20 protein-coding genes are annotated in these 23,272 nt (G+C 63.5%); 16 read left to right on the forward strand and 4 right to left on the reverse strand.

The features are described 5' to 3' along the window. Positions 1-69 precede the first annotated feature (69 nt). Positions 70-507 (reverse strand): hypothetical protein, encoded by a 438-nt coding sequence (locus NUH87_RS08560; protein WP_040063200.1) that lies wholly within the window; start codon positions 505-507, stop codon positions 70-72. Positions 508-612: 105 nt separating this feature from the next. Here NUH87_RS08560 and NUH87_RS08565 point away from each other — a divergent pair, with 105 nt between their 5' ends. Then, complete coding sequence (locus NUH87_RS08565; protein WP_338525603.1) at positions 613-1,056, forward strand: universal stress protein; 444 nt, start codon at positions 613-615, stop codon at positions 1,054-1,056. Between the two features lie 80 nt (positions 1,057-1,136). On the opposite strand, the gene NUH87_RS08570 is transcribed toward NUH87_RS08565, so the two are convergent. Then, a complete protein-coding gene (locus NUH87_RS08570; protein WP_338525604.1) occupies positions 1,137-3,056 on the reverse strand; it encodes an ATP-binding cassette domain-containing protein in 1,920 nt (639 codons plus the stop codon). On the opposite strand from NUH87_RS08570, the gene NUH87_RS08575 reads away from it, so the two are divergent. Next, complete coding sequence (locus NUH87_RS08575; RefSeq protein WP_157015833.1) at positions 3,055-3,207, forward strand: hypothetical protein; 153 nt, start codon at positions 3,055-3,057, stop codon at positions 3,205-3,207. The two genes, NUH87_RS08570 and NUH87_RS08575, sit on opposite strands and share 2 nt — an antisense overlap. Positions 3,208-3,270: 63 nt before the next feature. Beyond that, a complete protein-coding gene (locus tag NUH87_RS08580; protein ID WP_338525605.1) occupies positions 3,271-5,199 on the forward strand; it encodes a transglycosylase SLT domain-containing protein in 1,929 nt (642 codons plus the stop codon). A 50-nt stretch (positions 5,200-5,249) separates the two neighbouring features. Here NUH87_RS08580 and NUH87_RS08585 read toward each other — a convergent pair whose 3' ends face one another. Both NUH87_RS08585 and NUH87_RS08590 read right to left on the reverse strand, forming a co-directional pair. Then, the gene (locus tag NUH87_RS08585) at positions 5,250-6,056 is read right to left on the reverse strand and encodes an MOSC domain-containing protein (RefSeq protein ID WP_338525606.1); all 807 of its coding nucleotides are present in this window, start codon (positions 6,054-6,056) and stop codon (positions 5,250-5,252) included. Positions 6,057-6,105: 49 nt separating this feature from the next. Further along, on the reverse strand, positions 6,106-7,035 hold the full coding sequence (locus NUH87_RS08590; protein WP_040063207.1) for a chemotaxis protein CheV: 930 nt from the start codon (positions 7,033-7,035) through the stop codon (positions 6,106-6,108). Positions 7,036-7,607: 572 nt separating this feature from the next. Here NUH87_RS08590 and NUH87_RS08595 point away from each other — a divergent pair. The 13 genes from NUH87_RS08595 (at position 7,608) to NUH87_RS08655 (ending at position 23,253) form a co-directional block, all read left to right on the forward strand. Then, positions 7,608-8,072: a hypothetical protein gene (locus NUH87_RS08595; RefSeq protein WP_338525607.1), complete on the forward strand. Its 465-nt coding sequence runs from the start codon at positions 7,608-7,610 to the stop codon at positions 8,070-8,072. Positions 8,073-8,588: 516 nt separating this feature from the next. After that, positions 8,589-9,479, forward strand: coding sequence for a sensor histidine kinase (locus NUH87_RS08600; protein ID WP_338525608.1), 891 nt, complete (start codon positions 8,589-8,591; stop codon positions 9,477-9,479). Continuing rightward, entirely contained in the window at positions 9,476-10,138 is a 663-nt protein-coding gene (locus NUH87_RS08605) for a response regulator (RefSeq protein ID WP_040063213.1), read from the forward strand. Before NUH87_RS08600 ends, NUH87_RS08605 begins: the two co-directional genes overlap by 4 nt. A gap of 326 nt (positions 10,139-10,464) precedes the next feature. After that, positions 10,465-11,901, forward strand: coding sequence for an undecaprenyl-phosphate glucose phosphotransferase (locus NUH87_RS08610; protein WP_338525609.1), 1,437 nt, complete (start codon positions 10,465-10,467; stop codon positions 11,899-11,901). Continuing rightward, positions 11,902-13,368 (forward strand): mannose-1-phosphate guanylyltransferase/mannose-6-phosphate isomerase, encoded by a 1,467-nt coding sequence (locus NUH87_RS08615; protein WP_338525610.1) that lies wholly within the window; start codon positions 11,902-11,904, stop codon positions 13,366-13,368. 73 nt (positions 13,369-13,441) lie between these two features. Further along, entirely contained in the window at positions 13,442-14,224 is a 783-nt protein-coding gene (locus NUH87_RS08620; protein WP_338525611.1) for a polysaccharide biosynthesis/export family protein, read from the forward strand. An 18-nt stretch (positions 14,225-14,242) separates the two neighbouring features. Beyond that, on the forward strand, positions 14,243-16,237 hold the full coding sequence (locus NUH87_RS08625; RefSeq protein WP_338525612.1) for a lipopolysaccharide biosynthesis protein: 1,995 nt from the start codon (positions 14,243-14,245) through the stop codon (positions 16,235-16,237). After that, the gene (locus tag NUH87_RS08630) at positions 16,237-17,427 is read left to right on the forward strand and encodes a glycosyltransferase (RefSeq protein WP_338525613.1); all 1,191 of its coding nucleotides are present in this window, start codon (positions 16,237-16,239) and stop codon (positions 17,425-17,427) included. The genes NUH87_RS08625 and NUH87_RS08630 overlap by 1 nt, the downstream gene beginning before the upstream one ends. Positions 17,428-17,479: 52 nt before the next feature. Next, a complete protein-coding gene (locus NUH87_RS08635; protein WP_422393929.1) occupies positions 17,480-18,742 on the forward strand; it encodes a cellulase family glycosylhydrolase in 1,263 nt (420 codons plus the stop codon). Beyond that, entirely contained in the window at positions 18,739-19,956 is a 1,218-nt protein-coding gene (locus tag NUH87_RS08640; protein WP_338525615.1) for a glycosyltransferase family 4 protein, read from the forward strand. The genes NUH87_RS08635 and NUH87_RS08640 overlap by 4 nt, the downstream gene beginning before the upstream one ends. After that, positions 19,947-21,047 carry a glycosyltransferase family 1 protein gene (locus tag NUH87_RS08645; protein ID WP_338525616.1) on the forward strand — a complete coding sequence of 367 codons (1,101 nt, stop codon included), beginning with the start codon at positions 19,947-19,949 and terminating at the stop codon, positions 21,045-21,047. The genes NUH87_RS08640 and NUH87_RS08645 overlap by 10 nt, the downstream gene beginning before the upstream one ends. Continuing rightward, on the forward strand, positions 21,047-22,435 hold the full coding sequence (locus tag NUH87_RS08650) for an O-antigen ligase family protein (RefSeq protein ID WP_338525617.1): 1,389 nt from the start codon (positions 21,047-21,049) through the stop codon (positions 22,433-22,435). The genes NUH87_RS08645 and NUH87_RS08650 overlap by 1 nt, the downstream gene beginning before the upstream one ends. Next, positions 22,432-23,253: an acyltransferase gene (locus tag NUH87_RS08655; protein WP_338525618.1), complete on the forward strand. Its 822-nt coding sequence runs from the start codon at positions 22,432-22,434 to the stop codon at positions 23,251-23,253. Before NUH87_RS08650 ends, NUH87_RS08655 begins: the two co-directional genes overlap by 4 nt. The last annotated feature ends 19 nt before the right edge of the window (positions 23,254-23,272 follow it).

Below are 23,272 nucleotides of genomic sequence, written 5' to 3' on the forward strand. Positions count from 1 at the left end.
TGGCCACCCAAGGTTTATGGCCACCCATTCAGCGAATCAATAGTGTAGCGTCGACCGGCCGATCCTGCGTCAAGCCAGGGCCTTGAGTACCGCCGCGATGGCCTGCAAGACCCCGGCGTCGCCGCGCTCGCCCCAATACACGGCAATCATCTGCTTGTCCGCCTCGATCTTGTAGGCGTTGTCTGGCAACGTCCGCAAATGCACCAGCAGATTGTCGTCGGTCAAGGTTTCCCGCCATTGATTGACCCAGACTCCGGGGGCGGTTTGCCAATAGCTCCAGCACGGACTATCGGGGCGCCGGCGCGGACGGTGGTATTGCGCACAAGGGCTGGGCGGATCAAAGGGCAGCCAGTGGGGCCACTCCTGGGGCGCCAGTTGCATGCCCAGGCCGATGCGGCGTGCCTCCATGCGCAGGGCCATCATCCCGCTCTGGCGGCGTGAAGGACGTAGCCAGGCCAAGGGACTCAACACCAGCGCCAGGATTGACACCACTATCCATACCGTCATATCTCTAACTCTCTCGATTCTTGATGAGCGATTGGCTCGCCGACGAACCAATCCGCTTGAAACCAGCCATACTTAAAGCTAATGCGATCCTCAGGAGTGCCTTTCATGAGCTACGAACACATTCTGGTAGCTGTCGACCTGACAGAAGAATGCGACCCGGTCATCAAGCGCGCACGCGAACTGTCGGTCAGCAGCGAAGCCCTGTTGTCACTGGTGCATATCGTCGAACCGATGGCCATGGCCTTCGGTGGCGACGTCCCCATGGACCTTTCCCAGTTGCAGCAACAGCAATTCGACCAGGCCAAGGAGCGCCTCGATCGGCTGATCGTCAAATACCCGGAACTCTCGAAAGACAACTGCCACCTGACCTACGGCCAGCCGCGCCAGGAAATCCACCATCTGGCCAAGGAACAGCATTGCGACCTGATCGTGGTCGGCAGCCATGGCCGGCACGGCCTGGCACTGCTGCTGGGCTCCACCGCCAACGACGTGCTGCACGGTGCGCCGTGCGATGTGCTGGCGGTGCACCTGGTCAAACGTCCGACCTGATAACAGGTTGGCGCACGCCATAAAATAAAGCCCGGCACCCACACAGGTTGGGGCCGGGCTTTTCGTTACTCGCCGAATGCTCAGGCGTCCAGCTCGGCCCAGCGCTCCACCATCGCATCCAGCTCGGCCTGGAGTTTTTCCAGCCCGGCAATGACCGCAGCTGTCTCCACCGCCGGACGCTGATAGAACCCCGCCTCGGCCATTTCGGCCTCAACGGCGGCAATCTGCTGCTCCTTGGCGTCGATCTCGCCCGGCAACGCTTCCAGCTCGCGCTGCAACTTGTAGCTGAGCTTTTTCTTCGCCGCCGGCTGCTCCACGGCCGCCACCACCGGCGCGGGCGCCGCCGTGACCACCGCCGAATTGAGCTCGGCCTTGCCTGACTTGTTCTCGGTCACGCCCAGCAAACGCGGCGAACCGCCCTGGCGCAGCCAGTCCTGGTAACCGCCGACGTACTCGCGCACCTTGCCCTCGCCCTCGAACACCAGGGTACTGGTGACCACGTTGTCGAGGAAGGCCCGGTCGTGGCTGACCATCAGCACGGTGCCACTGAACGTCAGCAGCACTTCTTCCAGCAACTCGAGGGTTTCCACATCGAGGTCGTTGGTCGGTTCGTCGAGCACCAGCAGGTTGGCAGGCTTGCTGAACAGCTTGGCCAGCAGCAGGCGTGCCCGCTCACCGCCGGACAAGGCCTTGACCGGGGTACGGGCGCGTTGCGGGCTGAACAGGAAGTCGCCCAGATAGCTCAGCACATGGCGGCTCTGGCCATCGATGTCGATGAAGTCGCGACCTTCGGCGACGTTGTCGATCACGGTCTTTTCCAGGTCCAACTGATGGCGCAACTGGTCGAAGTAGGCCACGTCGATCCGCGTGCCCTCTTCCACCGTGCCGCTGGTCGGCTGCAAGCCATTGAGCATCAGCTTGAGCAAGGTGGTCTTGCCGGTACCGTTGGCCCCCAGCAGGCCGATCCGGTCGCCGCGCTGCAGGACCATGGAGAAGTCCTTGATCAGGAACGGGCCACCCGGATGCGCGAAGCTGACGTTTTCCAGCACCATCACCTGCTTGCCGGACTTGTCGGCGGTGTCGAGCTGGATATTCGCCTTGCCGGTGCGCTCGCGACGCTCGCTACGCTCCACGCGCAGGGCCTTCAACGCACGCACACGGCCTTCGTTGCGGGTCCGCCGGGCCTTGATGCCCTGGCGGATCCAGACTTCTTCCTGGGCCAGGCGCTTGTCGAACAGCGCGTTGGCGGTTTCCTCGGCGGCCAGCACCGCTTCCTTGTGCACCAGGAAGCTGGCGTAGTCGCCATTCCAGTCGATCAGGCCGCCACGATCCAGCTCCAGGATACGGGTCGCCAGGTTCTGCAGGAAGGAACGGTCGTGGGTGATGAACAGCACCGCGCCCTGGAAATCCTTCAAGGCCTCTTCCAGCCAGGCGATCGCGCCGATGTCCAGGTGGTTGGTCGGCTCGTCGAGCAGCAGCAGGTCCGGTTCCGACACCAGCGCCTGGGCCAGCAGGACACGCCGACGCCAGCCGCCGGACAACTCGGCGAGGGTCTTGTCGGCCGGCAGCTGCAGGCGGCTCAGGGTACTGTCGACCAAGGTCTGCAAACGCCAGCCATCACGGGCTTCGAGGTCGTGCTGGACGTGCATGAGCTTGTCCAGGTCGGCATCGGTAACGATGTTCTGGCTGAGGTGATGATACTGGGCCAGCAACTCGCCGACACCGTCCAGACCCGCGGCCACCACGTCGAACACGGTGCGCTCGTCGGCCACCGGCAACTCTTGCGGCAACTCGCCGATCTTGAGTCCGGGCGAACGCCAGACGGAGCCGTCATCGGGCTTCTGCACGCCCTTGACCAGCTTCAACATGCTGGACTTGCCTGTGCCGTTGCGGCCGATGATGCACACCCGCTCACCACGGGCGATCTGCCACGACACCTTGTCCAACAACGGCATGGCGCCGAAGGCAAGGGACACATCGCTGAATTTGAGCAGGGTCATGAGCTTCTCCAAAAACCGGGCGCGCATTCTACCTGACTTGAGCCCGCAGGCGGCCGGCATTTTCATCGGCACCCCGGTTCAAGGTGACAATTGGTATCAAGTTGCGTACAGCCGAGCGCAAAACTTTCGCCCCTGGCCGGCAAAAGGCTAAGCTACCCGGCAATCAGCGCCGCTATTGAAGCGGCGCTCGTCAGGTTTTTTGTTCGGAAATCCCATGCGCAGCCGTCTTTTCAACTTTTTATCGTGTCTGCTTCTTTCCGCCTGCGCCATCCAAACCGCTCAGGCTGTCGACCTCTCCCAGCAACGCCAGTTCTACGACGAAGCCAAGCGCGCCCTCGCCAAGGGTGATTCAGGCCCCTATTTCCGTTACCAGGATGCCCTCCGGGACTACCCGCTGGAACCCTACCTGGCCTACGACGAGTTGACCGCGCGCCTGAAAACCGCGAGCAATGCCGAGATCGAGGAATTCCTCGCCGAGCACGGCGACCTGCCCCAGGCCAACTGGATGAAGCTGCGCTGGTTGCGCTGGCTGGCCGATCGCGGCGACTGGCAACCCTTCGTCAAGTACTACGACCCCAAGCTGAATTTCACTGAACTGGACTGCCTCAACGGCCAGTACCAGCTCAGCCACAACCTGCGCGCCGAGGGCTATGCCACGGCGGAAAAGCTCTGGCTGACCGGCAAGTCCCAACCGAGCGCCTGCGACGCCTTGTTCGGCATGTGGGCCGCCGAAGGCCAACTGACCGAGCAGAAACGCTGGCAGCGCCTGAAACTGGCGGCCGAGGCCCGCAACTACGGCCTGGCCAACAGCCTGGTCAGCGACCTGACCACCCTCGCCCCACAAGGCCGCCTGTTGATCGAAGTGGCCCAGAGGCCGGACCTGCTGAACCAGCCTTCGCGCTTCATCCCGGCGGACGAGGCCATGTCCGACGTGGTCGGCCTCGGCCTGCGGCGCCTGGCCCGCCAGGACCCGGACCGGGCCATGCCGCTGCTCGACACTTATGCCGTGAGCATGCACTTCTCCCGTGACGAAAAGGTTGCGATCGCCCGTGAAATCGGCCTGACCCTGGCCCGCAGCTACGACAGCCGCGCGCTGGACATCATGACCCAGTACGACCCGGAGCTGCGGGACAACACCGTGACCGAATGGCGCCTGCGCCTGCTGTTGCGCCTGGGCCGCTGGGAAGACGCCTACCAGTTGACCCGCCGACTGCCGCCGGAGCTGGCGACCACCAACCGCTGGCGCTACTGGCAGGCCCGCAGCCTGCAACTGGCACAGCCGCAGAACCCGCAGGCACAGGTATTGCTCAAGGCCGTTGCCCACGAACGGGACTTCTACGGCTTCCTCGCCGCCGATCGCTCGCAGACCCCGTATCAGCTGACCAACCGACCGTTGCTCCTCAGTCAGCAACTGATCAACAAGGTCCGCAATACCCCCGGCATACGCCGTGCCCTGGAGCTGTATGACCGCGGCCAGGTCGTCGACGGGCGCCGCGAGTGGTACCACGTCAGCCGCCTGTTCAGTCGCGATGAAATGGTTGCCCAGGCCAAGCTGGCCTATGACATGAGATGGTATTTCCCGGCCATCCGCACCATCAGCCAGGCGCAATACTGGGACGACCTGGATATCCGCTTCCCCATGGCGCATCGCGACACACTGGTGCGTGAAGCCAGGGTACGCGGACTGCACTCGAGCTGGGTGTTCGCCATCACCCGTCAGGAAAGCGCCTTCATGGATGATGCCCGCTCCGGCGCGGGCGCCAGCGGGCTGATGCAGTTGATGCCGGTTACGGCCAAGGAAACCGCGCGCAAGTTCAGCATTCCGCTGGCCTCGCCGCAGCAGATCCTGGACCCGGACAAGAACATCCAGTTGGGGGCGGCCTACCTGAGCCAGGTGCATGGGCAGTTCAACGGCAACCGCGTGCTGGCAACCGCCGCCTACAACGCCGGCCCCGGTCGTGTCAGACAGTGGCTCAAGGGCGCCAACCACCTGGGCTTCGACGTGTGGGTGGAAAGCATTCCGTTCGACGAAACCCGCCAGTACGTGCAGAACGTGTTGTCGTACGCAGTGATCTACGGCCAGAAACTCAACGTGCCGCAGCCGCTGGTGGACTGGCACGAGCGGTATTTTGACGACCAATGATGCTGGCCCTGGTTCTGTAGGAGCGAGCTTGCTCCTACACAGGGCAGCGATTACTCGAGAACGGTCACCGGCATCCCGACTTCCAGCAACCCCTGGCCATCATTGACCAGGTTCTGCCCGAACATCACCTCGCCATCCCGCTCGCGATAGGTCTTGAGGGTGGTCAACGGCTCGCGATCAGCGCTGCGCTCACCGGTCCGAGGATCGAGGGTGGTCAGGATGCAACGGGAACAAGGCTTCACCAGCCGAAACTCGACCTCGCCGATACGAATGCGCTTCCAGCCGTCCTCGGCAAAAGCCTCGCTCCCCTCGATCACCAGGTTTGGCCGAAAGCGCAGCATTTCCAGCTCACGCCCGACCTTGCGCGACAGGTCATCCAGCGAAGCCTGGCCGATCAGCAGCAGGGGGAAACCATCGGCAAACGCCACCCGATCCTCCTCCTTGCCATAACCGGCCTGGGTGAGACGGGCGCGCTCCGGCGGCACATGCACCAGGCGGGTCGGCTTGCCGATAAACGCGCTCAGCCAGGCCGCCGCCTCATCGCCGGCATCCGGCACGCGCAAGGTGTCGCTCCAGATGGTTACCCCACGCAGGGCCTCGTCCTTCCCGGGCAAGGCCACGTCCAGCGTCGAATACCCGGGAGCACTCAGGGTCAGGCCGCCCGCGACATTCCACAGCGCCGACAACTGACTCATCTTGCCCACCGCGCGCTGGGTCAGGAACCGCCCGCTGGCCTCATCCACCAGCATCCAGCGCCGATCCCCGGCCAGGCCCAGCTCGTCCAGCGGGCTCTGGCGCAAGGTCTCGCCCCTGGCGGACTTCAACGGATATCGATACAGCGCGCTCAGACGCAACATGGCCAGCTCCCGGCAGATAAAGCAGCGATTCTACCGCAGGAGCAGCCGGTCAGGCGTTATCCAGCATCAGCCTCTGGCGCACCACATCCACCAGCTTGTCCGGCTGGAACTTGGAGAGGAAGTTGTCGCAACCCACCTTCTTCACCATCGCATCGTTGAAACTGCCGGACAACGAGGTGTGCAGGACCACATAAAGCCCGCGCAAGCGAGGGTCGTTACGAATTTCAGTGGTCAGGCGATAGCCGTCCATTTCCGGCATTTCCGCATCGGTGAAGATCATCAGCAGCTTGTCGGTCATGACCTCGCCGGCATCCGCCCAGCCCTTGAGCATGTTCAAGGCCTTCAGGCCGTCGCTGGCGATATGCATTTTCACCCCCAACTGCCCGAGGGTATCGCGCAACTGGGACAGGGCCACATTCGAGTCGTCGACCAGCAACACTTCGCGGCCACGCGCCCGATCCATGACCGGGTCGTCGAGTTTTTCACGGGACACTTTGGCGTTGTAGGGCACAATCTCGGCCAAGACCTTTTCCACGTCGATGATTTCCACCAACTGGTCGTCCACCTTGCTGATGGCGGTCAGGTAATGCTGGCGCCCGGCACTGCTCGGCGGCGGCAGGATCGCTTCCCAGTTCATGTTGACGATGCGGTCCACGCCCCCCACCAGGAACGCCTGGACCGAGCGGTTGTACTCGGTGACGATGATGGTGCTGTCGGGCCCCGGCACCAGCGGACGCATGCCGATCGCCTGGGACAGATCGATCACCGGCAGTGTCTGGCCCCGCAGGTTGACCACGCCGCAAACGAACGGGTGGCGCTGGGGCATCAAGGTCAGCTTGGGCAGTTGCAGCACTTCCTGGACCTTGAACACGTTGATCGCGAACAACTGGCGCCCGGCCAGACGAAACATGAGAATCTCCAGCCGGTTCTCACCCACCAGTTGCGTACGTTGATCTACCGTGTCGAGAATGCCGGCCATTAATGACTCCTGGGCTTGATGCTGAAAGTGACATTGAATAGGTTATCGGCGGAGAGCATCGGACCTTGACCCTCCGATAAAATGCCTGCCAAAAGCATTGATGCCACATTAACATCATGCTTTACTCGGTTCACCCCCTCGCCGCCGCGCGACGCCCAGCGCGACCACCGATTTCACCGATAGTTCCCCATACTAGGGGAATCCCCTAGTGACAATCAGGCGCAACCTGATATTCGCAATATCCAATAGCCATTAATGTGACGCCATTCTCATTGCATGAATGGAGTCGGGCTTTTGTTTTTGATTGCGGGACCATGGCCAGATGGCCAGGTGAAAACCTTCGCCGATCATGCTCAAGCCCTCTGGATGGCCACTTTCGGCCAATTCCCGGGAGCCTGCCCATGCAGCCTTTTGGCGCCCGCCGACACGCATTTGAGAACAGGATGCACTCACTGCAATTTGAAACAATCGGAAACAGACTACAGACACCCACAGCCTGTCGGCATTAACTTTAAAACCGTTCGCCCCGTGCGACTTTCTATCGCCTGCCTATGTAATCAAGGAGATAAAGCATGCTGAACGGTAAAGAACGGCAAGCCGGCTTGCCAGAGTTCCTGATGGAGGCCCAAGCCCTGCAGGCGAAGATGCAGGAGTGTTGCCAACACCTGGAACTGATCCGCAACGACAAGGACGCCATTGACTGCCTCCTCGTCTCGCTGCACACGCTGGCCAGTTGTGCGCAAGGCCTGGGCGTACGCTCGATGGCTCGGTTCTCGCGGCAGATCCACACCCTCCTGAGCCAGCCCCAGGACCCGCTCAACCTGCATGAAGACGCCTTGCAAGCCTTGCGCAACTGCCTGACGCTGCTGGCCTGGCAGGTCGAACTGATCGACCCCTGCACCGGTCAATTGGGCCTCGACGACGAAGAACAGTCCGAACTGATCACCGCACTGGCCATCCAGACCGGCCAATGCGGATCAGCCGTCATCGGACCGAAGGCCTTCACCCTGATCACCTTCCCTGAACGATCCGTTTGAAAAGCTCGCCCCCCCCACGCTCATCGAGACACCCCAGCCCGTTGCCCATCGCACACCACCCTTGATACATCTCCAATCCGTCCTGCTCATACGCAAAAACGACAACAGCAACTAACCTCGAACTTCAGGGTTTCAGGCCGTGGATTTTTAATGCAAAAAGAATAACTAGCGTCTACACGACAAAGTACCGAAACACCGTTCGAGCGTCGGTTAGCGTAAAGTGGCTTAACAACGATTGCAGAACAAACGCACAAGAAAAGTTGACCGATTGGACATATATCGACAGGGAGCGACCACCCCTGAATGACGTGGTATTATGCCGCCAGCGCTCATATGTACTTGTACGGCTTAGTAATTTCACCAAAAGACATCAAAATGACATCATTGCGCAAACTTTCTTACCCTGACACTGTTTCACCTTGAGCGAACGTATTAAAGCGTACCCGTTTTTCAAACTTGGCCTGTCGGTTGTCCTGACGGTCTACCCGTAGCGAACATTCATCGGCTCCATACGCTATGTACGTCAGCCTCAAGTCATTCAAGCCTTGGCTTCCCTCCCGAAAGAATGCCCGCCGGCTGACCGCGGTGCTTTGCATCGGCTCGGCCATGGCCAGCGTACTCATCTACAGCACCTGCTCCAGCCTGCCCCTGGGATTGCTGCTGCTGAACCTCGCCGCCTTGGCCAGCGTCTGGCTCCAGCACCGCGACTCACGTACCGCCATCCAGTTCCAGCCGCAAGAACTGGCCGATCGCCTGCTCCAGGTGCAAGAGAACGAACGCCATCGCCTCAGCCGCGAACTGCACGACGACATCGGCCAGTTGCTGACCGCGGCCAAACTTCAGACCCAGTGGTTGCAACGGCGCCTGCCCGACGACCTGCAAAGCCACTGCGAAACGCTGAACAACACCCTGGACGAAACCCTGGCCAAGGTTCGCGACGTCTCGGCCATTCTCAACCCCCGCCAATTGGCCAGCCTTGGCCTGGAGGCCAGCCTGCGGGCGCACTTGCTCAAGACCCTGGAAAACACCGGTGTGCTCTGGAGCCTGGAGTGTCACCAGCGGCTGACCGGCCTCCCCGAGGAGATGACCGTGACCGCGTTCCGGGTGACCCAGGAAGCGGTCACCAACATGCTGCGCCATGCCCGGGCGCGTAACCTGCTGGTGCGTATCAAGCGCCTGCCCGAAGGCTTGTCCCTGCACATCGCCGACGACGGCCAGGGCTTTTCGCCGGCGGCCAGGCCCGGCGAGGAAGGCCAGAGCGGCATGGCCGGCATGGCCGAACGCATCGAACAGGCGGGCGGAACATTGACAGTCACCAGCGGACCCGGCAAAGGTACGCAGATCGAAGCACTGCTGCCCTGGGCGCCGCGCGCCCTGGAACGCGCCAGCAAGAATAAGGCTCCATGACCTGCAACCTACTTCTGGTGGATGACCACTCACTGATCCGGGCCGGTGTCCGCGCCCTGGTACTGGATATCCCGGGTTATGCCGTGATCGGCGAAGCCAGCGACGGCGCGCAGCTGCTCGACGCAGTGGAACGGCTGAACCCGGACATCATCCTGCTCGACCTGTCCATGCGTAAAACCGGTGGCCTGGATGCCCTGCGCGCACTCAAGGCGGTGCGCCCCCAGAGCAAGGTGCTGATCCTGTCGATGCACACCGACCCGCAACTGATCATGCAGGCCCTGGAAATCGGCGCCCATGGCTACCTGCTCAAGGACACCACGGCCACCGAACTGGCCCAGGCCCTGGACGCCTTGCGCAGCAACGAGCGCTACCTGAGCCCGGCCATCGCCCACACGGTGATCAACCAGGCCCTGACCCAGGTCCAGCGCAACCTGCCGGCCGAGCGGGCGGATAACCACAACCTGACCGGGCGCCAGCTGGAGATCCTGCGGCTGATCGTCCGGGGCAAGTCGACCCGGGAAATCGCCAATGGCCTGGGCCTGAGCATCAAGACCGTGGAAACCCACCGCTCGCAGATCATGAAGCGACTGCAGATCTTCGACGTCGCCGGCCTCGTACTGTTCGCGGTACGCGAGCAGATCATCAGCCTCGACGACTGAGGCATTTATCAGTCGCGCTCGTCGCCCTGATTACGAAACGACCCGTCGTATTTTCTTGACGGTAGGCCATCATTCATTAGCAACCTGCTGTTTCATGAGCTTTACTCAACTCCACGCCATCCGAACCAGAGAGGACGCGTGAAGTGTCAAGTCGATGAAAATCGCGAGACTACGGGAAGGAAGCCTCATTTGGATTGACGCTGTTCTATCCAGAAAAGATCAACCGCCAAGGATGGGGGTAGCGCAAGAGCCCAGGCTTTCTATTCAAAATAACGGCCACGCTGCTTCGTAATCGCCATTTCGCGATGGTGAGACGGGAGGGGTTTATGCGCCTGCAACCGGTTGACAGCCTGTTATTGACCCGCCCCAGCATGGTCGAGTACTTCCTGTTCGGCATCCGCCTGGTCCATGGACTGACCGCGATGTTGCCCGGCCTGATGCTGCTGATCTACCTGCGCGAGCAAGATCCCGACGCCATCAAGAGCTACTTCGCCCTGCTGCTGTTCTTCGGATTCATCAGCGTCCTGATCTTCCAGGCACTGGGGGTGTATGCCGAGACCCTCTTCAGCAACCTGCTGCGTTTGCGACTCACCCTCTTCGCCTGGTCATCGGCGTTCTGCCTGTTGCTGTTCATGCATCACGGCCTGCAGCTGTTCAGCCTCCTGACCAACAGCGAACTGCTGGTCTGGTTTCTCGCCAGCCCGGTGCTGTTCGGCATCGAACGCCTGATCCTGCTGACCCTGTTCCGGCAACTGATGCAACGGGGCATTTTCCTGCAGCACGCGGTCATCCTCGGGGCCACCGAAAACGGCCAGCGCCTGGCCGAGTACCTGACCCAGAATCAGGATATCCGCTGCGGGGTCATCGGATTTATCGACGACCGCATCGGCCGCCTGCCCAAGACCCTGGGCAACCTGCCGCTGCTGGGCAACTCCAGCGACCTGGAACGGCTGATCCGCGAAGAAAAGGTTACCCAGGTGCTGGTCGCCCTGCCCTGGTCGGCGGAAAACCGCATGGACTGCATCATCCGCGAACTGCGCCGCCTGCCGGTCAACGTGCTGCTGGTGCCGGACATGATTGCCTTCCGACATGCCCACAACCGCATCACCGAAGTCGCCAACCTGCCGATGTTCAACGCCTCCGAGGTGCCCCTGCGCGGCTGGTCGCCGATGTTCAAGCGCCTCGAGGACATGGTCCTGTCGAGCACCGCGCTGATCCTGCTGTCGCCGCTGATGCTGCTGGTGGCCCTGGCGATCAAGCTCGATTCGCCGGGCCCGGTGCTGTTCCGCCAGAAGCGCTATGGCTACAATAACCGCCTGATCGAAGTCTTCAAGTTTCGCTCGATGCATCAGCACCAGAGCGATGCCACCGCCGAAAAACAAACCACCCGCGGCGATCCGCGGATCACCCGGGTCGGGCGCTTTATCCGCAAGACCAGTCTCGACGAGCTGCCGCAACTGTTCAATGTCTTCATCGGCAGCATGTCGATGGTCGGCCCGCGCCCCCACGCCACGGCGACCAAAGTGGCGGGCATCCTGTTCGAGGAAGCGGTCAAGGAGTACACCTCGCGTCACCGGGTCAAGCCGGGGATCACCGGGCTTGCCCAGATCAACGGCTACCGAGGCGAAACCGACACGCTGGAAAAAATCGAGAAGCGTGTGGAGTTCGATCTGGAATACATCGAAAACTGGTCGATCTGGTTCGACCTCTACATCCTGTTCCGCACTGTTCCGGCAGTGTTCATGACCCGCGAGGCCTTCTGAGTGAGCACACTCATTCCCTGCATCATCGCCGGTGGTGCCGGTACCCGCCTGTGGCCGGTCTCCCGCGAGGCCATGCCGAAACCCTTCATGCGCCTGCCCGATGGCGACAGCCTGCTGCAAAAGACCTTCCGCCGGGCCATCGACCTGGCCGATGTCCAGCGGGTGCTGACGGTGACCAACCGCGAGGTGTTCTTCCGTACCCTGGACGACTACCGCCCGCTGAACAAGGGCGATACGGCACTGGACTTCATCCTCGAACCCTTTGGCCGCAACACCGCCCCGGCCATCGCGGCGGCGGCCCTGCACGTGGCCAGGCTCTACGGCGAGGACGCACAGTTGCTGGTGCTGCCGGCCGATCACCTGATCAAGGACCTGGACGCCTTCGCCAAGGCGGTCGACAGCGCCCGGGAACTGGCCGACCAGGGTTGGCTGGTGACCTTTGGCCTGGTCCCGACCCACCCCGAGACCGGCTTCGGTTATATCGAAAAGGGCCAGGCCCTGGACGGCGCCAACTTCCAGGTCGCGCGCTTTGTCGAGAAACCTGACGCGAAGACGGCACGGCAATACGTCAACGACGGCCGGCATCTGTGGAACGCCGGCATGTTCTGCCTGCGGGCCGACGCCGTGCTGCGCGAACTGCGTGAACACGCCCCGGATGTACTCGACGCCATGATCGAGTGCCTGGCCCACAGCCACAGCCGTGAAGGCAGCCAGGAACTTCAGTTGGAACTGGATGGCCAGAGCCTGGCCCGGGCGCCGGACATTTCCATCGACTACGCACTGATGGAGCGCTCTCGGAAAGTCGCGGTGGTGCCCTGCCAACTCGGCTGGAGCGATATCGGCTCATGGCAGGCGGTGCGTGAGCTGAGCCCCGCCGACGCCCAGGGTAACCAGTGCAACGGCGAGACCGTGCTGTATGACGTCAGCAACTGCTACATCGATGCGCCCAAGCGCCTGGTGGGCGGGCTGGGGCTCAAGGACCTGATCATCATCGATACCCCGGATGCGCTGCTGATCGCCGACAGCAAGCGCAGCCAGGACGTCAAGCTCATTGCCCAGGAGCTCAAGCGCCAGGGCCACGACGCCTATCGCCTGCATCGCACCGTGACCCGCCCCTGGGGCACCTACACCGTGCTCGAGGAAGGCAAGCGCTTCAAGATCAAGCGCATCGTGGTACGCCCCCAGGCCTCGCTGTCACTGCAGATGCACCACCACCGCAGCGAACACTGGATCGTGGTCAGCGGCATGGCGCAGGTCACCAGCGGCGACAACGAATTCATGCTCGACACCAATGAGTCGACCTTCATCAAGCCGGGCAAGCGACACCGGCTGGCCAACCCCGGGGTGATCGACCTGGTGATGATCGAAGTGCAGAGCGGCGAATACCTCGGCGAAGACGACATCGTGCGCTTCACCGACATTTACGGGCGGGTTCGCGCCGAAACCGGCAAAAGCTCAAACACCTGACAGGGGAGCCGCCGCGCGAACGTACCAGGGGCTGTCAGAGGGGTGTGACCATGTACAAAGGGAAGATTGACCGATGAACAAACGCCTGCTGATCATCCTCAGTGTTCTATTCATCAGCGCCTGCAGCATCCCGGCCAAGGTGGCACTGCCGGACAGCGACATCCTGCGCGAAGGTCACCGGGCCGGCGAGGCCCTGGCCGGCAAACCGCTGCCGGACCAGCGCATCCGTGCCGGCGACACCTTGCGCATCGTGCGCAATACCGGCGAGGCCCCCTCCATTTCAGCCTTCACCGCCAACTCGATCTACGAACTGACGCTGTTCACCGTGATGAACGACGGCAGCTTTTCCTATCCCTACGTCGGCAACGTCAAGGCCGCCGGCCTGACGCCGCAACAACTGACCCTGTTCCTCGAAGACAAGCTGAAAAACATCTACCAGGATTCGGCCCTGACGGTGAACATCTCCCAGTCCCCGGGCAACACCGTGTTCGTCGGCGGCTCGGTGCGCAATCCGACCAGCCTGCCGGTGACCACGGTCACCACCCTGGAACAGGCCCTGATCGGCGCCGGCGGCCTGTTGCCAGTGGGCGACAGCCGCAATATCGCCCTGCTGCGCCAGGACGACGACGGGCGCTACAAGACCTACTTCTTCGACTACCGCGACACCCTGCTCGCCGGCGCCAGCAACCGCGCACCGGTGCTGCTGCAACGCGGCGACGTGGTGTTCGTGCCCAAGTCCCATGTGGGTAACGGGATCGAATGGGTCGACCTGTACCTGAACCAGCTGATTCCCTTCCAGAAATCGATCGGTATCGGAGTGAACTACAACTTGAATAACCGCAACGGCAGCAACTGAGCGTCAGGGCCAACAGACATGATCAGTATCCGCTCCTTCCGCGATTTGTTGCGTCTGTTCTTCATCTTCAAACGCGAAGTGAAAATCGCCGTGCTGGTGACCTTCATCGTCATTTTGCTGGGTGCGTTCCTGCTGCCCAACCGCTACGAGTCCACCGCTCTGCTGCTGGTCAAGCCGGGCCGGGATACCAGCACCCTGCCGATCGAGATTTCCGATCGCCAGGCGACCATTATCCCCAGCGCCCAGCGCGACCCGATCATCGACGAGGAACGCATACTCAGCGGGCGCCCCATCGCCCGGCTGGTCGCCGAGCAATACCTGGACGAGCTGTCCAGGGCCGCGCCCCAGGAGGGTTTGATCGCCACCCTCAAGACCCTGCTCAAGAACACCCTGCTGGGCCTGCTGGATGTCGGCCGCGGGCTGCTGCAACTGCTCGGCCTGGTGGAGAAGCAGACCCCGGTCGAGCGCCTGGCGGACCAACTGTCGAAGAGCTTCAGCGTGACCCACGCCGCGGGCTCCTCGGTGATGGAAATCAGCTTCACCTGGAACGATCCGCAGGTGGCCCAGACCCTCGTCAAGAGCTGGATCGAGCAGTATGAAGAGGAGCGTACCCGCACCTTGGGTCGCAAAAGCCTGTACACCTTCTACGAAGGCGAAAGCACCGCGACCAACCAACGCATCCTCGACTACAAGAAACAGATCGAAGCCCACCTCAACGAATTGGGGGCGGTGAGCATCGGCGAGCGCCTGAACGATATCTCGCGCAACCTCAACAACCTGCGCGGCGAACACCTGAACACCACCCGTGCCGTGGCGTCGACCAAGAGCGGGCTGGAGCGGATAAAGGCCCAGCTCGACAGCATGAAGAAGGAAATCAGCATCGGCCGGCAGATGAGCCTCAACCCGGACCGCCAGGACCTGCAACAACGGATCAATGCCAAGCAGATCGAACGCCAGGAAATGCTCCGGACCTTCAAGGAGGGCGCACCGCCGGTGAAGGCCATGGACCAGGCGATTGCCAACCTGCAGGACCTGCTCAAGTCGCAGAACGCGGTGGTCCAGCGCACGGATAACCTGGCGCCGAATCCGGTCTATACCCGCCTGCAGAACAGCTTCGCCGACCAGCAGGCCAGCCTCAGCCGCTTGCAGACCCAGGCTACCCAGCAAGAGACCCAACTCGCCCAGTTGGAGCAGGACCGCCGCCAGGCCCTGGCCCTGGAGCCGGAAATGGCCCGCCTGCAACGCGAGCTGGAGGCCGCGGAAAAGAACTTCGCCCTGTACAGCACCAGTACCGAGAAAGCGCGGATCGACCGTGAACTGGACAAGAGCCAGATCAGCAACATCGCGGTGATCGAACAGGCCACCCTCAACGAACGCCGGGTCTTCCCGAAAAGCCTGACGATGCTGTTGCTGGCGCTTCCACTGAGCCTGGCGGTCGGCCTGCTGGCCCTGTATTTCTTCTATCTGCTGGACCAGCGCATCCACGACGGCGACAAGATCGAGTCGCGTTTCGGGATCCAGGTCTGGACCAGCCTGCAAGACATCAGCAACGGCCACGCCCAGCGCCGCACCGCGTTCACCGCCAGCATGTACCGGCTCTATGGGGTCCTGCCACTGGATCAGGTCGCCGACAAGGGCCTCGCCATCGGCCTGACCTCGGCCCGGCGTGGCGAGGGGGTCAGCTTCGTCATCGATCACCTGGCCAACCTGCTGCGCGAACGTGGCCATCGCGTGCGCATCGACGCCACGGGTCCCGCCCATCCGGGAGAGATCCTGCTGCTCAATGCCGGCGCCTTCTTCTCCAACCAGGAAGCCTTCGTGACCCTGCGCCAGGCAGACCTGATCGCGCTGATCGTCGAGGCGGAGGCCACCACCGTACCGATTCTGGAAAATGCCCTGTCCACGCTCAATACCGCGTTCAAGCGCGTCGACGGCATCATCCTCAATCGGCGGCGCTTCGAGATTCCCGAACGCGTGCTCAACATCCTGGCCCGCATCCGGAGCCAAGCCTGATGCATATTGCCCTGATCGCGCCCCTGCCACCGGAACAGAACGGCATTGCCGACTATGCCGGACACCTGAAGGCCGCACTGGAAGACCTGGGGGTGCGCGTCAGCACGCCCCTGGCCGGGCTGGGCAACGACCCGCAACGGGCCCGGGAACGGGTGGCGCAAACGCAGTGGCAAGGCATCGATCTGGTCCATGCCGAAATCGGTGGCGGGCGCCTGGCCGAGTTCCACGCCTTGAAGGCCCTGCGCGAACGCTTCCCCACGCTCCCCCTGACCGCCACCCTGCATGACCCCGAACGCCTGGTCTGGCGCCGCGAGCGCTTGCCCTGGCCGCTGTCGCTGGCCGCACGGCTGCCTTCACCGCTGCCGCAGATGGCCACGGTGCTGGCCGACCCGTTGTGCCTGCACGAAGAACGGCAACTGGCCCGCAGCCTGACCCGCCTGGTCACCCTCACCCGTTCAGGCGGCCAGTGCCTGCGCCAGCGCATGGGCTTGCGCAGCGAACAGATGGCGGTGATCCCCCACGGCAACCCGGCCATTGCCGCAAGGCCCTTGCCGGCGCTGGACCCGCTGCGGCTGCTGTACTTCGGCTTCATCTACCGCGGCAAGGGCATCGAAGACCTGCTGGACGCCCTGGCCGTCACCTTCACCCAGCAACCGGACTTGCGCGCCCGCTTGCGCCTGACCCTGGCCGGGGGCAGCGAGCCGGAGATGGCCTTCGGCCCCTCCGGCAGCTACCTCGATCAACTGCGCCGGCACATCCGCAACCTGGGCCTGCAAGACAGCGTCGACTGGCAGCTGGACCTGCCGGCCGCCGACATCCCCCGGGTGATCCAGGCCCATCATGTGATGGTGCTGCCGTACCGCGAGTCGAGCAAACTCAAACTGCTGGGCAATCTGCGCGGCACCAGCGGCGCCCTGTCCTGGGCCGTGGCCTGCGGACGCGGCGCCATCACCTCGGACGCACGCTCCTTTGCCGAGGAAGTGGCCCAGGGCAACGGGGTGATTTTCCCCCAGGGCAATGTCGCGGCCCTGGCGGCCGAGCTGAGCCATTTGTGTGCCACGCCGGAGCTGGCGATCCGCTGGGCCGAACACGCCAGCGTGATCGGCGAGCAGCGGCTCTGGAGCCACACCGCCGAGCGTTTCCTGCAACTGTTCCAGCAGGCCTGCGGAGGGCATGCGGATGTCGCGTAAAACCTTGTTCCGGCTGCCGGCCCTGCTGGTGCTGGCCGTCGTCGCCAGCCTGATGCCCTGGAGCCCCCGGGTCGCCGCCCAGACGACGCTCAAGGCGCCCCGCGCGGTGGAGTGGAAAAACTTTCTCGGGGTCAACGCGCAATTCCAGTATTTCGATCCGGGCATCTACCAGAAACAGATGGCGCGGCTCGATGACCTGGGCCTGAACTGGGTACGCCTGACCCTCCACTGGTTCATCATCGAACCCCAGCGGGATGCTTTCCAGTGGAGCGCACTGGACGGCGCCATGGCCGCGATGCAGCGCCATGGCTACAACACCGTCGCCTACCTGGTCGGCTCGCCGCCGTTTGCCAGCAGCGCCGCGGCCGGCACCCCGAGCAGCGATCAATACCCGCCCAGCGACTTCAAGCTGTTCGCCTCGCGCATGGTCACGCTGGCCCAGCGCTACCCGCAGGTGGGCACCTGGCAGGTATGGAATGAGCCGAACATCTTCTGGCTGCCCAAGGAGGACCCCGCGGCCTACTACCGACTGCTGACCACCACGGCCGCGGCGATCCGCGCCCAGGTACCCGGCAAGGCCGTCGCCGCCGCCGGCACGGCCTATTACAGCCAGATGCACAGCACCCCCGGATTGATGCTCGAGTCCCTGCTCAAGCAAGGCCTCGCCGGCCAGAACCTCATCGTCGCCTATCACCCCTATACCCAATTGCCGGAAGGCGACGACGCCGCTGCCCAGGACTTCCTGGTCCGCGGCAATGCCCTCAACGGAGAACTGCACGGCAACGGCGTCGCCCAGGTCTGGGCCACCGAATGGGGTTGGTCGAGCTATAGCGGCCCCAAGGAAATGCAGGCACTGATCGGCATCGGCGGACAGGCCGACTACACCCTGCGGCGCCTGGCCCTGATGAGCGCCATGGACTACCAACGGATCTTCCTGTTCAACCTCAGCGACCTGGATGCCCGGGCCAGCCCGCGTGACCAGTACTACGGCCTGCTCGACCTCGACGGCGAGCCGAAACCGGTCTATACCGCCCTGAAGAACTTCCTCGCTGTCACCGGCCCGGTGCTCCAGCCGGCCGATGCCCCGCTGTCGAGCAACGCGCCGGCCGACCTGTACAACATCGCCTGGACCCGTAACGACGGTGCCCATGTCTGGATGTTCTGGAGCGCCAGCGGCCAGAGCCTGCAACTGCCCGGCGTGACCCGGGCGACGCTGTTCGACCCTCTGGCCGGTACCCGGACGAACCTGAGCGACGGGACCGCCATTACCGTGCCGCTGAAAACCAGCCTGCAGCTCCTGGTGTGGACACCATGAAGATCCTCTGGACCCTGCCCTACCTGCCCTGGCCCACCACCAGCGGCGGCAAGACCCGGCAGTTTCACCTGCTGCGCAGCCTGGCGGCGCGCGGGCATCGCATCACCCTGCTGGTGCAATCGAAAACCGACCTCGACGAGGCCACGCGCCAGACCCTGGCGCCCATTGTCGAGCGGCTGATCGTGGTGCCGCGACGTTCGCTGCGCAGCCTGAAAACCCTGCTCGGCGTACTGCTGGCACCCTACCCCATGCTGGCCGTGGTCAATGGCCTGGCACCGTCCCTGCAGGCCCGGTTGCGCACCTTGCTGGAAGAACACTGGGACGTGATCCAGATCGAACACAGCTACAGTTTCCAACCCTACGAGCAACCGCTAAGTGACACCGGACGACCGTTCATTCTCACCGAACACAATGTCGAATCGGCCCTCGGTGCCGCCAGCTATGACCGCCTGCCGGGCTGGATGAAACCCTTTACACGGTATGACCAGTGGCGCTATCGGCGCTGGGAAAACCGGGTGTTTCGCCAGGCCGCCGAACTGATCGCCGTGACCTGCGAGGACGCCGAAGTCCTGCGCGAGCGGACCGGCAAACCGGTGGCGGTGGTGGTCAATGGTGTCGACAGCGACCTCTACGCCGGCGTCCAGCCCGACTTCCACGCCCGGCGCCTGCTGTTTATCGGCAACTACGAATACAGTCCGAACCTGGATGCGGTCGAGTGGGCCCTGGAGGACATTCTCCCGGCGCTGTGGCGGATCAATCCCGCTGTGCGTTTCACCATTGCCGGATTCGGCTTGCCGGACGCCTGGCGCGAGCGCTGGAGCGATCCGCGTATCGAATGGCAAGGTTTCGTCCCCGACCTGCGCGCCCTGCAAAGCAAGGCCTCGGTGTTCTTCGCCCCCCTGCGCCAGGGCGGCGGGTCCAAGCTCAAGGTCCTCGAGGCCATGGCCGCCGGCCTGCCGGTGGTCACCACCGACCAGGGCGTGTCGGGGCTGCGGGTAGAAAACGGCCGGCACTATCTGGGCAGCGAAGAGCCGCAAGCCCTCGCCCGAATGCTCGCCGACGTCCTCGAACAGCCATCGCGCCTGCAGCAGATCGCCGAAGCCGGACGGGCCTACGTCAAGGCCGAGCACGACTGGGCCGTGGCCGCCGCGCAACTGGAAGCGGTCTATAGCCGACTCCCCCACCTCAAGGAGGCCGTGTCCGTATGCGCATAGGTCTGGATTATCGCCCGGCGGCGGGCTACACCCACAGCGGTATCGGCCGTCAGAACCTGGCCCTGGAACAGGCCCTGCGGGCTCACCCCGAGGTGAGCCTGCAACTGTTCGGGGTGGCCCCGGAGGATCATCCGATCCGTCGCCGCGTCCACTGTCCGAAGTGGGGTTCGCCGTTGCAGGGCATACATCGACTGCCGGTGCGCCTGCGCTTCGAGGCCGGCTTCCTGCCCGGCGCGTTGCGCGAAGCCGGGATCGAGGTCTACCTCTGCAACTTCAACATGGGCCTGCCCCCGGGGCGCAAGCCCGCCGGCCTGCGCTATGTGCTGCAACTGCATGACCTGTTCCAGTTGACCTTGCAGAACAGCCACGGCTCGAAACTCAAGGAGCGGGTTTATCGCGTCACCGATCGCCTGTCCATCAGCCGCTCGGTCAAGCTCGCCGACCGGATCTGGACACCGTCGCAATACACCGCCGACGAGCTGGTCAAATGGTTTCCCGAGGCCCGCGACAAGGTCCGGGTGCTGCCCAACCTGGTCACCGGTTTCGCTGGCGAAGCCGCCGACATCACCGACCTGCAAGTGCCGGCGCGCTACTGGTTGGCCGTCGGCACCCGTGAACCGCGCAAGAACATCCCCTGGTTCGTCGCCGCCTGGCACGCCGCCCGCCAGCAATCGCCGCAGGTTCCGGAGCTGCTGCTGATCGGCTCCCCTGAAGACCTGCCCGCGCCAGTGCGACACCTGCCGGGCCTGCACTACCTGACCGGCCTCAGCGATGCCCAACTGCACGCGGTGTACCAACAGGCCGGGCGCTTGTGGCAACCGTCCTATGCCGAAGGTTTCGGCCTGCCGGTCATCGAGGCGCTCAGCGTCGGCACTCCGGTGGCCGTCGCCAGCGGCTCGGCGCTGGACGAAATCACCCCGTCGGACTGCCCGCGCTTCTCGCACACCGACGGCCCGGCCCTCAGCGCGCTGATGACCCGCCTGGCCGACGCCCCCGCCGAGGATCCCGACGCGCTCCGGGCATGGGCCAGGGGCTATGACACGGCGGCCTACCGGGAGCGCTTCAATCAGTTGCTCGAGGAGCTGAAATAATGCCCCTGGCGCTGCCCATCGCCCTGTTGTCCGGCCTGGTCTTCGGCATCCTGGCCTGGCTGCTGCCGCCATTCAAGGTGGTGCTGGCGCTGGTCGCCATCGGCGGCGTGGTGACCATCGTCCGTCACCCGCTCTGGGGCTTGTTGCTGTTCAGCGTGCTCGCCACCTTCCTGCCCTATTCGACGATACAGGTCGGCCTGCGCACCACGCTGTCCGAGGCCCTGATCCTGCTGGTCTGGGGCAGCGTGCTGGTGCAGAACCTGTTCAACAACCTGCCACGCCAACCGCCGCTGCTGCGCACCGAGCGCTGGCTGGTGGCCTTGATGCTGTTCAGTGCCTTTCCGTTTATCGTCGGCCAGTTGACCGTCAACGCCACAGGCAATGGAACGGTGAACTGGATACGCTGGCTGCTCAACCTGTCGGTACTGTTCCTGGTACCGCGCCTGCTGGACCAGCAAAGGGCTCGCGAACAGGTGGTCAGCGGCCTGCTGCTCGGGACCCTGCTGCTGTTGCTGCTGTCGATCCCGGTGTTCCTCAAGAGCGGCTCCGCCACCGGCATGACCCCGATCCTCGCCGCACTCGGCTATGGCGACATCAACGTACTGGGCGACAGCCTCTCGGCGCTGTCCAATCGCATGGGCTCGCCCTGGATGCATCCCAACGCCCTGGGGGGTGCCATGGCCCTGCTGTTGCCGCTGGCCTTCTGTTTCGGCCTGGCCCGCCAAGGCTGGAAACGGACGCTGGGCCTGGCCGTAGCGGGGCTGGGCGTGATCGGCCTGCTGCTTTCGGGCTCACGCGGGGCGCTGGTCAGCCTGACCATCGTCCTGCTCTGGATGGCGCGCAAACGCGTGCCATATACCGGTCAACTGATCCTCGCCGGCCTGGTGTTCGGCAGCTTGCTGCTGATGTTCTACCCGCCGCTGCAGGATCGTCTGCTGACGCTCTTTTCCAGCAACGACGCCAGTACCCACGTCCGCTTCGAGGAGTACTCGCACTTCCCCGATGCCGTGGCCATGTTTCCCTTCGGCATCGGCTTCAAGGTCGAGCCGCCCGTGCCCGGCACCGGCCTGTGGGGGATCTCCAACCTGTGGCTGAACTTCATCTATAAGCTCGGCGTGCCGGGCCTGCTCCTGTTTATCGCGGTGGTCTGGAACTGGTGGCACGAAACCCGCTCCTCCCTGGCCGCGATCCAACTGAGCGAAGACAACGCGATCTGGCTCGGCAGCACCTGCGGCCTCATGGCGGCGCTGCTCAGCGGGTTCTTCGACCACTATTTCAGCTTTACCCAAGTGCTGATCGCCCTGTTCTGGCTGTTGCTCGGCCTGAACCTGCACGAAGCCCGGCGTCTCAAGCTCAAGGCCGCCCCCCTGCCAGGAGTCCGTCCATGAAACACCGCTTGTTCCACTCGTTGAACCTGAGGCAGGCCCTGCCCGAATACGCTGAAAAAATGGGCGTCAGCCTGGAGGAGCTGGACAGCAGCTACCAGTGGATGCTGGAAAACGACGTGTGTTTCGAACAGCCGCTCAAGGGCAATACGCTGTGTTTCATCAGCTACCTGAACATCGAGCCGCGGATCGAGCCGCCCCTGGCCCGGCGTTTCTATGCCTTGCTCGGCCGCGAGCTCAAGGGCGCACTGATCCCGTTGTACGGGATCAACTGGCCGACCCTGCGCGACCGGATGCTGCGCTGGTGGGAGTTGGCCTACAACATCCTGATCTGCAAGATTCCCAGCCATACCCTGAGGCTGCTCTGGCTGCGCGCGGGCGGGGCGAAGATCGGCAAGGGCTCGACGGTCTGGCGCAACACCGAGGTGCTGGGGGTGGACAGCCTGCGCATCGGCAACGACAGCACCGTCGGCTGGCATTGCCAGCTGGATGCCCGGGGCGGCCTGATCATCGGCGACCACGTGACCATCGCCTCCCACGTGCTGATCATTGCCGGCGGCCATGATGTTCAGGCGCCGGAATTCTGGGCCGTCGGCGGGCCGGTCTATATCCGCGACTACGCCTGGATCGCCAGCCGCGCCCTGCTCTCGTTCGGCGCCGACATCGGCGAAGGTGCCGTGGTCGGCGGCCAGTGCGTGGTCTCCAAGCCGATTCCGGCCTACGCCATCGTCGGCGGCCCGGACGCGGCGATCAAGGGCGAACGCTGTCGCGGCCTGAACTACAAGGTGGGCGGCAAAAGCCTGTTCACCTTGTTCCACTGAGCCGCGGGCATGCCTGACG

Source organism: Pseudomonas batumici, assembly GCF_036585405.1.
Classification (GTDB): Bacteria; Pseudomonadota; Gammaproteobacteria; order Pseudomonadales; family Pseudomonadaceae; genus Aquipseudomonas; species Aquipseudomonas batumici.

What these genes read in the sequence shown, in the direction of transcription:
- NUH87_RS08625 (WP_338525612.1), top strand. Translation starts at nt 14,243, where the DNA reads ATGATCAGTATCCGCTCCTTCCGCGATTTGTTGCGTCTGTTCTTCATC.
- NUH87_RS08640 (WP_338525615.1), top strand. Translation starts at nt 18,739, where the DNA reads ATGAAGATCCTCTGGACCCTGCCCTACCTGCCCTGGCCCACCACCAGC.
- NUH87_RS08600 (WP_338525608.1), top strand. Translation starts at nt 8,589, where the DNA reads ATGTACGTCAGCCTCAAGTCATTCAAGCCTTGGCTTCCCTCCCGAAAG.
- NUH87_RS08580 (WP_338525605.1), top strand. Translation starts at nt 3,271, where the DNA reads ATGCGCAGCCGTCTTTTCAACTTTTTATCGTGTCTGCTTCTTTCCGCC.
- NUH87_RS08560 (WP_040063200.1), bottom strand. Translation starts at nt 507, where the DNA reads ATGACGGTATGGATAGTGGTGTCAATCCTGGCGCTGGTGTTGAGTCCC.
- NUH87_RS08585 (WP_338525606.1), bottom strand. Translation starts at nt 6,056, where the DNA reads ATGTTGCGTCTGAGCGCGCTGTATCGATATCCGTTGAAGTCCGCCAGG.
- NUH87_RS08620 (WP_338525611.1), top strand. Translation starts at nt 13,442, where the DNA reads ATGAACAAACGCCTGCTGATCATCCTCAGTGTTCTATTCATCAGCGCC.
- NUH87_RS08575 (WP_157015833.1), top strand. Translation starts at nt 3,055, where the DNA reads ATGAGCTTCTCCAAAAACCGGGCGCGCATTCTACCTGACTTGAGCCCG.
- NUH87_RS08605 (WP_040063213.1), top strand. Translation starts at nt 9,476, where the DNA reads ATGACCTGCAACCTACTTCTGGTGGATGACCACTCACTGATCCGGGCC.
- NUH87_RS08570 (WP_338525604.1), bottom strand. Translation starts at nt 3,056, where the DNA reads ATGACCCTGCTCAAATTCAGCGATGTGTCCCTTGCCTTCGGCGCCATG.
- NUH87_RS08655 (WP_338525618.1), top strand. Translation starts at nt 22,432, where the DNA reads ATGAAACACCGCTTGTTCCACTCGTTGAACCTGAGGCAGGCCCTGCCC.
- NUH87_RS08635 (WP_422393929.1), top strand. Translation starts at nt 17,480, where the DNA reads ATGCCCTGGAGCCCCCGGGTCGCCGCCCAGACGACGCTCAAGGCGCCC.
- NUH87_RS08650 (WP_338525617.1), top strand. Translation starts at nt 21,047, where the DNA reads ATGCCCCTGGCGCTGCCCATCGCCCTGTTGTCCGGCCTGGTCTTCGGC.
- NUH87_RS08645 (WP_338525616.1), top strand. Translation starts at nt 19,947, where the DNA reads ATGCGCATAGGTCTGGATTATCGCCCGGCGGCGGGCTACACCCACAGC.
- NUH87_RS08630 (WP_338525613.1), top strand. Translation starts at nt 16,237, where the DNA reads ATGCATATTGCCCTGATCGCGCCCCTGCCACCGGAACAGAACGGCATT.
- NUH87_RS08595 (WP_338525607.1), top strand. Translation starts at nt 7,608, where the DNA reads ATGCTGAACGGTAAAGAACGGCAAGCCGGCTTGCCAGAGTTCCTGATG.
- NUH87_RS08565 (WP_338525603.1), top strand. Translation starts at nt 613, where the DNA reads ATGAGCTACGAACACATTCTGGTAGCTGTCGACCTGACAGAAGAATGC.
- NUH87_RS08610 (WP_338525609.1), top strand. Translation starts at nt 10,465, where the DNA reads ATGCGCCTGCAACCGGTTGACAGCCTGTTATTGACCCGCCCCAGCATG.
- NUH87_RS08590 (WP_040063207.1), bottom strand. Translation starts at nt 7,035, where the DNA reads ATGGCCGGCATTCTCGACACGGTAGATCAACGTACGCAACTGGTGGGT.